7 protein-coding genes and 1 pseudogene are annotated in these 12,040 nt (G+C 61.6%); 3 read left to right on the plus strand and 5 right to left on the minus strand.

Translation table 11 applies throughout. The features are described 5' to 3' along the window. Positions 1 to 216: 216 nt before the first annotated feature. The 5 genes from GH681_RS17625 to GH681_RS17645 are packed head-to-tail and all read right to left on the minus strand — an operon-like array spanning position 217 to position 9,426. Positions 217 to 3,204 (minus strand): type I restriction endonuclease subunit R, encoded by a 2,988-nt coding sequence (locus tag GH681_RS17625; RefSeq protein ID WP_153162849.1) that lies wholly within the window; start codon positions 3,202 to 3,204, stop codon positions 217 to 219. Continuing rightward, the gene (locus GH681_RS17630) at positions 3,197 to 4,411 is read right to left on the minus strand and encodes a restriction endonuclease subunit S (protein WP_153162850.1); all 1,215 of its coding nucleotides are present in this window, start codon (positions 4,409 to 4,411) and stop codon (positions 3,197 to 3,199) included. Before GH681_RS17630 ends, GH681_RS17625 begins: the two co-directional genes overlap by 8 nt. Beyond that, positions 4,408 to 6,300: an ATP-binding protein gene (locus GH681_RS17635; RefSeq protein WP_153162851.1), complete on the minus strand. Its 1,893-nt coding sequence runs from the start codon at positions 6,298 to 6,300 to the stop codon at positions 4,408 to 4,410. The genes GH681_RS17630 and GH681_RS17635 overlap by 4 nt, the downstream gene beginning before the upstream one ends. Further along, positions 6,293 to 7,924 carry a class I SAM-dependent DNA methyltransferase gene (locus GH681_RS17640; protein ID WP_228111961.1) on the minus strand — a complete coding sequence of 544 codons (1,632 nt, stop codon included), beginning with the start codon at positions 7,922 to 7,924 and terminating at the stop codon, positions 6,293 to 6,295. The genes GH681_RS17635 and GH681_RS17640 overlap by 8 nt, the downstream gene beginning before the upstream one ends. Beyond that, on the minus strand, positions 7,921 to 9,426 hold the full coding sequence (locus tag GH681_RS17645; RefSeq protein ID WP_228111963.1) for a class I SAM-dependent DNA methyltransferase: 1,506 nt from the start codon (positions 9,424 to 9,426) through the stop codon (positions 7,921 to 7,923). The genes GH681_RS17640 and GH681_RS17645 overlap by 4 nt, the downstream gene beginning before the upstream one ends. Positions 9,427 to 9,623: 197 nt before the next feature. Between GH681_RS17645 and GH681_RS17650 the strand changes: the two genes are divergently transcribed. From GH681_RS17650 to GH681_RS17660, 3 genes and pseudogenes are all read left to right on the plus strand, one after another. Beyond that, positions 9,624 to 10,739, plus strand: a complete 1,116-nt coding sequence (locus GH681_RS17650; RefSeq protein WP_228111962.1) for an aminomethyltransferase family protein — start codon at positions 9,624 to 9,626, stop codon at positions 10,737 to 10,739. Positions 10,740 to 10,817: 78 nt separating this feature from the next. Continuing rightward, a complete protein-coding gene (gene purU, locus GH681_RS17655; protein ID WP_153162852.1) occupies positions 10,818 to 11,684 on the plus strand; it encodes a formyltetrahydrofolate deformylase in 867 nt (288 codons plus the stop codon). Between the two features lie 115 nt (positions 11,685 to 11,799). Further along, a pseudogene (locus tag GH681_RS17660) lies at positions 11,800 to 12,040 on the plus strand (IS110 family transposase); the annotation flags it as partial.

Genomic DNA, 12,040 nt, shown 5'->3' on the forward strand with positions numbered 1-12,040 from the left:
GGCGACGGCACGGGCTTTCGGGAGGCACTTCGGTTACGCCAGCCGCAGGCGTTTTACTCACATTTATCGGCTTTCCAATAAATTATCGCTGCCGCGATAATTTCCGATAATTGGCATTCTCTATGAGAGGGGTCAGCAATCGATCAGACCCAGCGGCCTTGTGAGTCGTCGCTCGCGTTGGAATCAATCACGCTGCCGATTGTGAGGATGCCCTTTTCAGTAATACTGCCGGATGTAGTTGAATGCCTTTTCGAAAAGCTCATCATCCGCGTGCAGCTTGTACTTGAAGAGCGCCTTTCGTAGCGCCTTCTTCACCTCACGCTCTCCGGCCTGCGTTCCTTGCCACCCCGGGAAACGAACCAGGCGCACGATCTCGTCAATGTCGGCCACCACGCGCTCAACCATGATGGGCGTCTCGGGGGTCCTTATCTCGTTGAACAGTTCGGTCAGGGCCGCCTTGCCGCGATCCTCATCCTCTTCGGGCAGTACTTCCTTTTCGGCCTGCAGGGCTTCCCTGGCGATCTCCAGCAACTGTTTCAAGAATTCGACGCTGTTGATCTGACCGGACTCAAAGCGGTCTTTCAAGGCATCAAGCCGCTCGGACAGCTTCTTGAACTTGGGGTTGCCACCATGCCCGCGCAGTCGGCGCTTGAGCTTGATCTCGATTTCCCTGGTCTTTTTCGGATCGGGGTTCGAGAGCACCGCTTCCAGCAGGTCGGCATCCAACACCAAGGTGTCGAGATCATCGCGCACCGCATCCACATGCACGTTCTGGTGAATCAGTTCAATGGTCTTTGCACCCAACGAATGCCAGATCAGCTTGCCGTGTCCGCTGGACGGCTGGACCGACTGGTACACCTGAGACAGCCACTTGTAATCCTTCTCGAATGGGCCCAGCACGGTGTCCGGTGACAGCGCCTCCCAGATACGGCCCAGTACGCTGAACTCGGCGGCGAAGTTGTCTCGCACCTCATTGTTGGGCAGGCACTGCTGTGCAGCGATCAAGCCTTCATAGCCCTGCAAGTTGCGATCACAGCCAGCAAAGAACGCCAGGCATTTCTGCAGAGCCTCGGGCAGCCTGTCCTTCAGCTCCTGGATGTTGCTGACCACCTGCCTGACGCTTTGGTCGTCGAATTCCAGTGCGGCGGCCACATCGTCAAAGATGCCCAGGTAGTCCACGATCAGGCCGTGGGTCTTCTGCTCCGAATAAGAGCGGTTCACCCGGCAGATGGCCTGCAGCAGCGTGTGATCGCGCAGCGGCTTGTCCAGGTACATGGCCTGCAGGATGGGAGCGTCGAAGCCCGTCAGCAGCTTGGCCGTGACGATGATCAGCTTGAGCGGATCGGCCGGGTCACGAAAGCGCTCCAGCAGTCGCTCCTCGTCGTCGCGGCTTCGGTCATAGGGCGCGAACTCCGGGTGTTCCTTTTTGTCTGCCGCCTGCACCGACATGACGATGTCCGTGGCCTCGGGCGGCAGCAGCTTGTCCAGTTCCGCCTTGAACAGCAGGCAGGACGCCCGATCGAAGGTGACGATCTGACCCTTGAAACCGTTGGGTTCCACCTTGGTCTGGAAGTGTTCGACGATGTCTTCGCAGATATTGCGGATGCGCTCGGGCGTCTTCATCAACACGGCCATTTTGGCAGCCGTCTTGGCGAGATTGTCCTTGTCCAGATCCGACAAGCCCCCGGTCAGGTCTTTGTACGCCGCATCCAGTGCTGCCTTGTCGATGTGCAGTTCGATCAGCCGGGGCTCGAAGTGCAGCTTCAGGGTGGCGCCGTCGCGAATCGACTCCTCGAAGCCATACCGGCTCATGTAGCCCTTCTCGTCCTCATCGGCACCAAAGGCGTAAAAGGTGTTGCGGTCGGCGCGGTTGATCGGCGTGCCGGTCAAGCCGAACAGAAACGCGTTGGGCAGGGCCTCGCGCATCTTGCGCCCCAGATCACCCTCCTGGGTGCGGTGCGCCTCGTCCACCAGCGCAATGATGTTGCTGCGGTCGTTGAGGCAGCCCGTGGCCTCGCCGAACTTGAAGATCGTGGTGATGATGATCTTGCGCACGTCCTGCGCCAGCAGCAGCTGCAGCTTCTCGCGGCTGTCAGCCTTCTCCAGATTGGGAATGTCCGCGCCGGTGAAGGTGCCGGTGATCTGGCTGTCGAGGTCGACCCGGTCCACCACGATCAGCACGGTGGGGTTCTTCAGGCCCGCGTGCATGCGCAGCTTCTGCGCGGCAAACACCATCAGCAGGGATTTACCCGAACCCTGGAAGTGCCAGATCAGTCCTTTCCTGGGGTAGCCCGCCAGCACGCGCCCGACAATCCTGTTGGCCGCTTCAAACTGCTGGTAGCGGCAGATGATCTTGATGCGCTGCTTTTTCTTGTTGGTGGCGAACAGGGTGAAGCTGCCCAGGATGTCCAGCACCACCTGCGGGCGCAGCATGCTGCTGGCGGACAGCTTGAGCGACTTGAGCGGGTGGAGCTGACCATCCTCACCGTCACCGCCCAGATGCCAGGGGCCCCAGTCCTTGACCGGCAGGCCGATGGAACCATAGTGGTACGCCTTGCCCTCGGTAGCCACCGAAAACACATTGCAGACGAACAGCTCCGGCACGTAACGTTCGTAGTCGTCGTGCACCTGCGCCGCCCCATCGACCCAACTGATGCACTTCTTGACCGGCGTCTTGGCCTCGATCAGCACCAGCGGCAGGCCATTGACCAAGAGCACCAGATCGGCGCGGCGCTCTGTAGGCCCTGCGCGGTAGATGAACTGTTGGGTCACGACGTATTGGTTCTGCGCGAGGTCGTCCAGGTCGATCAGCCGCACCGGCACATGCTCGTTGTTCTGGCCGAAGGGCATCGAGCGCTCGCCGCGCATCCACGCGGTCATTTCCTCGTTGGCGCGGATCAGCCCATCCGAGCGCACCGACAGCACGATGGCGCGCAGCTTGTAGAGCACCTCGTCGGCTCGGTCAGGCTGGGCGACAATCTCCGGGTTAAGGCGGATCAGCGCGTCGCGCAGCCAGGGCTCGACCAACACTTCCTGAATCTGGCGCGGCACGTCGGCCGGGGCGGCGTAGCGCCAGCCGATGCCTTTGGGGCTGGGGCCGTAGCTGGCTTGAGGTTCCCGAACGGTGTTGGCAGGTACGACCTTGACGGGGCCGGCGAGCAGATCGCGGACGTAGGCTTCGACGGTGTTGGATTCGTTAAACATTTTGCCTTCCGTTGCACTCTTCCATCGCCAAAGAAAGGACACAAGATGCAGAACGCTGCCGGCCTTCTAGGTTCGCAATCACTGAGTCGATTCTCTCAATCTCATCCGCTATTTCAATTTGTTCGCGTAGGGTGGGAAATGGGAAGAGCATAGCTCTTAACCGTTCCGCAGGCAGGTGGGGAATCGTTGTTTCCCCAGTGATTGCCACGAATCTCGCCGTCCACGAATAGTATTGAAGGCAGTGGAGCAAGTACCGAGGGTCGTCGTCGTTAGACAGCCGTCGAAGCCTATGTAATGCCTTCTGATAGCAAGCCCCAGGGATCTCCTCTCTCCACATCGCAGACTTGCCGACGTGCCGGCCCTCACAGGCGAGAATATCCCCATATCGGAGAGAGAATTTTTCCTTTTCCTTTGAACTGAACGCCATTTCAGCGACGTCCTTTAGATCCAGTCTATTCCATTGGACGTTCGCGTTACGGAGGTAAGGAGTATGACCAAGGGACGATCTCGCTCTTTCAGACATCATCTTACCTAGCTGCACCTCATACCGATTCCCGAGCGAAGCCACGACCCATGACGCGGGAAGCTCGCCAATAGGCGTAGCCACTCTTTCCTCGTGATTAATCCCCCTCTCAAAGAAGTGGCTGAACGCAGCGCGTCGCATATGCCGAGCATCCGCAATCGCCCGTGTGCACGCCTCATAGACTTCGCGCACAGCGTCAAGCAACACTAATAGGCGTATCTGATCATCCATCGCCGGCAGGGCGAACTCGAAGTCCGCCAAACTCGTCCAGTTCGTCCGCGGACTCAGCGATCCCGCCGACGTGCCCACTGCGTGATCGAAGAAGGCGTCGGTCTGGCAAATGAAGGGCAGCAACTCCGGCAGCAAAACCTGCGCGTCCTTGGTCTCCAGCACGTAGATGTCTCCGGAACACACCCCGGAAAAATCCGCCACGGCCACCTTGCGCTGGTAAGCGCGGCGCTTGCCGAACAGCACCTGGCCGGGTTGAAACACGCTGGTGAAGGTCACGCCGTCGGCCACCTTGCCCCAACGGCGGATGCGCAGGTCACCGGGCTCCAGATGTTCCAGACCGACGTAGCGCTCGATGCCATCGGCCAGCGGGTCTTGGCTACGGGCCTTGGAGAGGCGCACCACGTCGCCGAATTTCACCCGGCGCCAGCCGGGCTTCAGTGTCTTTTCAGTCATTGCTTTGCAATTGTGTCCACCGGCGCCACGTAAGCCTGATGGGGGTGTTTCGCGCTTTCCGGGTAGCGGAAGCGCAGCTGGCCGCTGCCCACCATGGGAATGAGGTGCTTGTTGCGCAGGTAATCGCGGCTCTTGCCCAGCAAGGTTGCAAGCTGCTCCACGGTGAGCGGGGCCCAGGCGCACAGGCGCACGATGGCCTGACGCAAGGCGTCCTCCTGGGCTCGGCCCTTCAGGGTTGCAAGCAAGGTTGCAAGCTCGGGGGGCAAGGTTGCAAGCGCTGGGTTGCAAGCCCCGAGGTCGAGCCCTGTAACAGTGGCGTCCAGTTCCGCCCCTGACGTGGCCGGGGCGGGCGTCGCCCCGATGTCCAGCGCCAACTGCGCGGGCGGCGCTGGTGGCGTAGCGTTGGCGTGGGCCAACACGTAGTAGGTACTGCTGCCAGAGCCTGCTTTGTCCAGCAGCCCCCTGTCGCGAAGGCGACGCAACACCTGGCTGGCCGCCAGGGTATCGAGGCCGCAGAAGTCACGGCAGGCGCTGTTGTCCACTGCTCCGGTCTCGCGGGCGTAGATCAATACCTTGGCCTCATCGTCACTCACGACGCCGCCGGCAAAGCTGCGCAACCAGGCGTGATCGTCTTCGGTAAGCAGGTTGTGCAGGAAGAGGGTGAGCTTGAACTCGTTGGCCTGGCGGTCGGAATGGAATTCGGGGGCGGTGAGGCCGGCTTCTGCAGCCAGGCGGCGCATGGCGCGGATACCGGTGCCCTTTGCTTCGGCCAGATGCAGGTCGTGCAGCACCGCCGCAATCGCGGGGTTGCGCAGACGTGAGCCCGGCGCGCCCAGTTGCTCGGGTGCCTTGAGCGAGTAACCCACGTTGCGCACCTCGATGCGGTTGCTGTAGCGAATGATCTGCGTGGGGCTGTGAACGGTGTAACTGCGGTGCATTGCCGCATTGGCCAGGGCCTCGCGGATGACCTTGCGCGGCAGGATCGGCTCTTGCACGCTTTGAAGCTGGCCTTCGGGTAGCCGGAAGCCTCTAGGCAGCTCGTCGATGATGCTGGCCTCCGCCTGGGGCAGGGCCATCAACAGGGGCTTGCGGATGTCGATGGACTGGAAGCGGTTCTCCGGGTCTTCCACCCATTCGTTGCCGGGCACGCGGATGTAGTCGATGCGCACCATCGGCAACAGCCGCCGCAAGGCGAGTGGCTTGCCGAACAGCACAATGCCGGCCAGTGTGGGCAGCAACACGCCGTCCATGCGGCGCAAGGCCCCCAAGGCTTCGAGCATGTCCTCATCGCCATAGGCAAGCTCTTCGGCCTGCGGGTTGATGTGCGCCCTGTCCCGGCGGTAAGCGGCAATTGCGGCCGGGTCGAAGTCGTCCAGCCGCGCATCGGGCAACACGCTGGTATCGGGGCCGTGGCTGGGCTGGCTTTCGCCACGCAACACCCAGAGATCTTCGTCGACGCAGTGCTGGTCTGTGCTGCCGATGCGCCGGAAAGCCCCCCGGGGCAGGCCGGTGGCCTTCAGGTAAACGGGCTTGTGGGTGACATCGGCCTCGGGCACGTAGACCACCAGCACGACGTGGCCATCCACGGTCTCCAGCTGCATCTCAGGGCGGAGCGTGACACTGAGCATGCTGGCGCACTGCGACGCCAGATCCCGCTGCACCTTGTCCGGGTCCGGCAGGCCTGCGGCCCGGTAGACCGTGTCGCCTTTGTCGTTGATGGACCAGTCGGCCCCCAGGAGCAGGTAGCCGCCGTTGAGACCGGGCTCGTTGGCGTATGCAATCACGGTCTGCATGACCGACTTGCCCAGCTCACTGGCCCGCTTGGCTTCGATGCGGGTGGACTCGTCCACGGCATTGAGTTCATCAAACAGGTCTGCGGCGCTACGCATGGGGAGACTCCTGCTCGACCAGGCTGTCCAGGATTTCAACCAGAGCATCCATCTGATGCCAGAACGCACGCCCTTCGGTTTGCCATGTATCCCAGGCAGCGCGCAATGAGACCACCTTGCCATTGCCGTCCGTGGCGACTGTCGGGGTGATGCGCTTTACGTACAGCGGGATCGAGAGGTTGCCCGAATTGGCGCCGATTTCGGCCAGGGTGGCGAGGTGGGCGAAGCCGGGCACATCCAAAAAGGCCTTGAAGGCACCCAGGATGCGCTGCTGGTGCTCAGGCTTGAGAAAGCTCTGAGCCCGCTCCCGCGTAACCTCGTTCACCGCGTCGATGAAGATCACCTTGCCCTTGCGAGCCGCCGGCTTCCTGCGGTTGCAGATGACGATGCACGACTCCATCGGCGAGTTGTAGAACAGGTTGGGGCCCAGGCCGATGACAGCCTCGACCCAGTCCTGTTCGACCATCCGGGCGCGCATGGTCTGTTCCTCGTTACGGAACAAGACGCCGTGGGGCCAGAGCACCGCACACCGACCCTTGGCGCTGAGGCTGGTCAGAATGTGCTGCTGGAAGGCGTAATCGGCGCGGCCCTGCGGGGGCGTGCCCAGCGAGTTGCGGCCCCACTTATCGCTACTCCAGGCCTCACGGTTCCACTGTTTGATGGAGTACGGCGGGTTGGCCAGGATCACGTCGAACTGCCTCAGGCGGTCACCCTCGACGTGCTTTGGTTCGGCCAGCGTATCTCCCCGCATGATGTCGAAGTCCTCCACGCCATGCAGGAACAGGTTCATGCGGGCAATGGACGAGGTGATGAGGTTGCGCTCTTGCCCGTAGAGCTTGAGGGTGCGGTACTCACCGCCAGAGCGTTTCACTTCGTCCAGGGCCGAGATCAGCATGCCGCCCGTCCCGCAGGTGGGGTCGTAGATCGACTCGCCCGCTTGCGGCGCCAGGAGTTGCGTCATCAGGTGCACGACGGTACGGTTGGTATAGAACTCGGCAGCCGTGTGGCCGGAGTCATCCGCGAATTTCTTGATCAGGTATTCGTAGGCGTTACCCAGCTCATCCTCGGGGACGTTGGCAACCGAAAGGGTCTGCGTCGAGAAGTGTTCGATCAGGTTCTTCAGCGTTTCGTCGGGCAGACGCTCGCGGTTGGTCCAAGGGGCATCGCCGAAGATGCCGTCGAGCATGTCAGGGTTGGCCGACTCAATGGCGCGCATCGCCTTCTGGATGGCGGCACCGACGTTCTTCGGAGTTTGCCGCACATCGTTCCAGTGTGCGCCCGTGGGAATCTGGAAGCGGTGGTTCTCCGCAAATTGGGCGTAAGACAAATCACCCTCGGAATCCGCCAGGGCACCCTGGTATTCCTCGTCCCAGACATCCGAAACGCGCTTGTAGAAGAGCAGCGGAAAGATGAATTGCTTGTAGTCACCCGCGTCGATGAGGCCGCGCAGCAGCACGGCGGCACCCCAGAGGTAGCTTTCGAGTTCTTGTTGAGTAATGCGTTTGGTGCTACGAGCGCGCTCTTGTTCCGTTCGAAAAAGCGCTTCCTTCAGCCGAGCGCGTGCAGCATCCGCCATTTCTTCAGTAAAAATCCTGTTGGCTTTGACGGGACGGTCCGAACTCATTGCAGCCCCCCTCCTTCGGTCATGACCTGCATGAGCTGTTCTTCGGCTTCACGGCAGCGGGTGAGCGCGTCCCTGAACGCCGCGATGGCGTCGGGCAGCGGTGGAATGTCTTCCTGCAAGGGTGGCAAGACATAGCGCGAGATGTTCAGCGTCCAATCCTCAGCCTTGATCTCATCAAGGCTGACCACGCGAACCGCGTCTTGCACATCGGCAAAGCTACGATACCAACGGAGGATCTCGGCAGCGTGCTCGGGCTCCAGATAGTTTTGCGCCCGCCCTCGACGGAACAGCCGCGAGGCATCAACGATCAGCACTTTCTTCCTGCAGTCGACCGGCTTGCGCTTACGCAGTATCAGAATGCACGCGGCGAGACCGGTGCCATAGAAGAGGTTTGGCGCAAGTCCGATCACGGCCTCGACCAGATCCATCTCCAGTAGCTTCCGGCGAATGCCGCCTTCCACCCCTTTACGGAACAGAGCACCCTGAGGAAGCACCACGGCCATTCGACCGGTCACATCAGCCATCGATTTGACCATGTGCTGTACCCATGCAAAGTCGCCGCTGGATGAGGGCGGCAGGCCGGCAAAATTGCGGCCAAAGGGGTCGTCCAGCCACAGCTCTTCGCCCCATTTTTCAAGCGAGAAAGGTGGATTGGCGATGACGCAGTCGAAGGTCGCCAGTTGGTCGGTTTCGAAGAAGGCCGGGTTGCGCAGCGTGTCGCCACGCACTACTTGAAAGTCCTCGATGCCGTGGAGAAACAAGTTCATCCGGGCAATGGATGATGTCGTAAGGTTTTTCTCCTGCCCATACAACCTGCCCCACAGCCGCTTGACGTCGCCATGCTGCTCCTTGACGTGCTGCACGGCAGCCAACAGCATGCCGCCGGTGCCACAAGCGGGATCGTAGATGGTCTCGGCTTCCTTGGGGTCGAGCATGTCGATCATCAGTCGAACTACGCTGCGCGGGGTATAGAACTCGCCGGCCTTCTTGTTGGTCGCGTCGGCGAATTTCTTGATCAAGTATTCGTAGGCGTCGCCGAGCAAGTCCGAGTTAACATTCTTGTTGCCGAACGGTAGCTTGGAGAAGTGCTCGATCAGATCCTTGAGCAAGGCATCAGACAACCGCTCCTTATTCGACCATTGGGCATCGCCGAACACGCCGTACAGCGTGTCCGGATTGGCTTTCTCGATCTCGCGCATCGCGCGCTGGAGGGCTGCGCCGACATTGCTGGCCTTGGTGCGAACGTCGTTCCAGTGGCAGTCTTCGGGGATCTGAAAACGGTGCGACTCGGGAAACCAGGCCAGCTCTTCGTCGCCAGTCTCATCGACGATTTCGCGACATTCCTCGTCCCAGACGTCACAGATACGCTTAAAGAAAAGAAGCGGAAAAATGTAGGTTTTGAAGTCTGCTGCATCCACCGGGCCGCGCAGGATGTTGGCAGATTCCCAGAGATGAGATTCGAGTTGTTGCAGGTCCATCAACGAAGTGTACTTGGACTGCATTTCCAAGTCATTCGCACCAGGTCTGACGCGCGCTCCACCCCGGCATCCACGTTGTACGGCCCTTCATTCCATAGCCCGCCGCCCCGCCCTCTCCCCGAAGTAGTACCAGAGTAGTATTTCCCGCCGCCCACCCGGCTGGCCTAATGGACTCAATCCCCAACGCCTTCGAGAAGGAGTCAATGATGAGTTCATGGAGAATGTCGGTTCTGGCAGACCGCCACCGCGCCCTCGGGTCCAAGCTGGAAGACTGGAACGGCATGGGCACCGCGTGGACCTACGACACCTCGCTGGCCGATGAGCACGAGGCGATCCGCACCCGCGCCGGGCTGATGGATGTGTCGGGCCTGAAGAAGATGCACATCGTCGGGCCCCACGCCGAGGCGCTGATCAACTTTGCCACTACCCGCAACGTGAGCAAGCTCTACCCGGGCAAGTCGGTGTATGCGTGCATGCTCAACGAGGCGGGCAAGTTCATCGACGATTGCGTGATCTACCGCAACGGGCCCAACGCCTTCATGGTGGTGCATGGCTCGGGCGCCGGGCATGAGATCCTGACCCGCGGCGCGGTGGGCCGCAACGTGGCGGTGCTGTTCGACGACGACCTGCACGATCTGTCGCTGCAGGGCCCGCTGGCGGTGGATTACCTGGCCAAGCACGTGCCGGGCATCCGTGATCTGCCCTACTTTCACCACATGCAGACGACCCTCTTCGGCCGCCCGGTGATGCTCTCGCGCACCGGCTACACCGGCGAGCGCGGCTACGAGATCTTCTGCAAGGCGGCCGACGCCCCGCTGATCTGGGACACCATCGTGGCCGAGGGCAAGGAGATGGGCATCATGCCGTGCTCCTTCACCGCGCTGGACTGGCTGCGGGTCGAGAGCTACCTGCTGTTCTACCCCTACGACAACTCCGACATGTACCCGATGGAGGGCGAGCCCATCGGCGACAGCCTGTGGGAGCTGGGCCTGGATTTCACCGTGTCGCCGGGCAAGAAGGAGTTCCGCGGCGCGGCCGAGCACTACCGGCTCAAGGGCAAGGAGCGCTTCAGGATCTTCGGCGTCGAGCTGGCCAGCCGCGAAGCCGCCCAGGCCGGCGACGCGCTCTACGACGGCGACACCAAGGTCGGCTTCGTCACCTGCGGGATGTACTCGCGCCTCACCGAGCGTTCGATGGCCATCGCGCGCCTCGACCCGGCCTACGCCGAGACGGGCATCAAGCTCGAACTGCGCGGCGCCAACCTCACCTGTGCGGCCACCACCCACACCCTGCCCTTCGACGATCCGGACAAGACCAAGCGCACCGCCAAGGGCTGAGCCCGTCGCCCGCCCTTTGCGCCATCACCTGCGCCACCCCGAACGGCCCGTCAGAGGCCCAGTAAAAGGAACAGCCCCATGAGCACCCCCAACCCCAGACGTTACACACTGTCGCTATCGTGCCCGGATCGCGTGGGCATCGTGGCCGCGGTGAGCAGCTTCCTGGCCCAGCACAAGGGCTGGATCACCGAAGCCAGCCACCACGCCGACCCGGAGGCGATGCGCTTCTTCATGCGCCAGGAGATCCTCGCCGATTCGCTGCCCTTCGGCATCGCCGCCTTCCGCGACAAGTTCTTCCCCATCGCCCACGAGTTCGACATGGACTGGTCGATCAGCGACAGCGCCCGCAAGAAGCGCGTGGTGATCCTGGTCTCGAAGCAGGAGCACTGCCTGTACGACCTTTTTGCCCGCTGGCAGTCGGGCGACCTGGACATCGACATCCCCTGCGTGATCTCCAACCACGAGACCTTCCGGGGTTTTGTGGAGTGGCACGGCATTCCCTTCCACCATGTGCCGGTGACGCCCGACAACAAGCCCGCCGCCTACGCCAAGGTCGAAGAACTCTTCAAGGAAGCCGAGGGCGACGTGATGGTGCTGGCGCGCTACATGCAGATCCTCTCCCCCGAGCTCTGCGCCAACTACCCGGGCCGGATCATCAACATCCACCACAGCTTTCTGCCCAGCTTCGTGGGCGCCAAGCCTTACCACCAGGCCTACACCCGGGGCGTGAAGCTGATCGGCGCCACCTGCCACTACGTGACCAGCGAGCTCGACCAGGGCCCGATCATCGAGCAGGACGTGATCCGCGTGGATCACTCCGACGCCCCGGACGACCTGGTGCGCTACGGCAAGGACATCGAGAAGGCCGTGCTCGCCCGCGGCCTGCGCTATCACCTGGAAGACCGGGTGCTGGTGCATGGCAACAAGACGGTGGTGTTCCGCTGAGCCGCATCTACGCAACCATGTAGGTCAATGAGATGGACTCCTCCCTCCTGAAACGGCTTCGATGAGCCAGACTGGGAAGTGTCACCCCCGGTTAATCAGAAAGAAGGAGTCCGCCATGAAGATTACGCGTATCGGCCTTGATCTGGCCAAGAATGTCTTTCAGGTGTTCGGCGTGGATGCCCACGACAAACGAGTGCTGTCGCGTCAGCTCAAGCGCAAGGAGATGCACGCCTTCTTCCAGACCTTGCCCGCGTGCCTGATCGGCATGGAAGCCTGCGCCAGCGCCCACTACTGGGCGTGGGTCCTCACCGAGATGGGCCACACGGTCAAACTGATCGCCCCGCAATTCGTGAAAC

Source organism: Zoogloea sp. 1C4 (assembly GCF_009469605.1).
GTDB lineage: Bacteria > Pseudomonadota > Gammaproteobacteria > Burkholderiales > Rhodocyclaceae > Zoogloea > Zoogloea oryzae.

Excerpts from the sequence above, each read along its gene's own strand:
- GH681_RS17625 (WP_153162849.1), bottom strand. The coding sequence starts at position 3,204 with ATGTTTAACGAATCCAACACCGTCGAAGCCTACGTCCGCGATCTGCTC.
- GH681_RS17630 (WP_153162850.1), bottom strand. The coding sequence starts at position 4,411 with ATGACTGAAAAGACACTGAAGCCCGGCTGGCGCCGGGTGAAATTCGGC.
- GH681_RS17635 (WP_153162851.1), bottom strand. The coding sequence starts at position 6,300 with ATGCGTAGCGCCGCAGACCTGTTTGATGAACTCAATGCCGTGGACGAG.
- GH681_RS17640 (WP_228111961.1), bottom strand. The coding sequence starts at position 7,924 with ATGAGTTCGGACCGTCCCGTCAAAGCCAACAGGATTTTTACTGAAGAA.
- GH681_RS17645 (WP_228111963.1), bottom strand. The coding sequence starts at position 9,426 with ATGCAGTCCAAGTACACTTCGTTGATGGACCTGCAACAACTCGAATCT.
- GH681_RS17650 (WP_228111962.1), top strand. The coding sequence starts at position 9,624 with ATGTCGGTTCTGGCAGACCGCCACCGCGCCCTCGGGTCCAAGCTGGAA.
- purU (WP_153162852.1), top strand. The coding sequence starts at position 10,818 with ATGAGCACCCCCAACCCCAGACGTTACACACTGTCGCTATCGTGCCCG.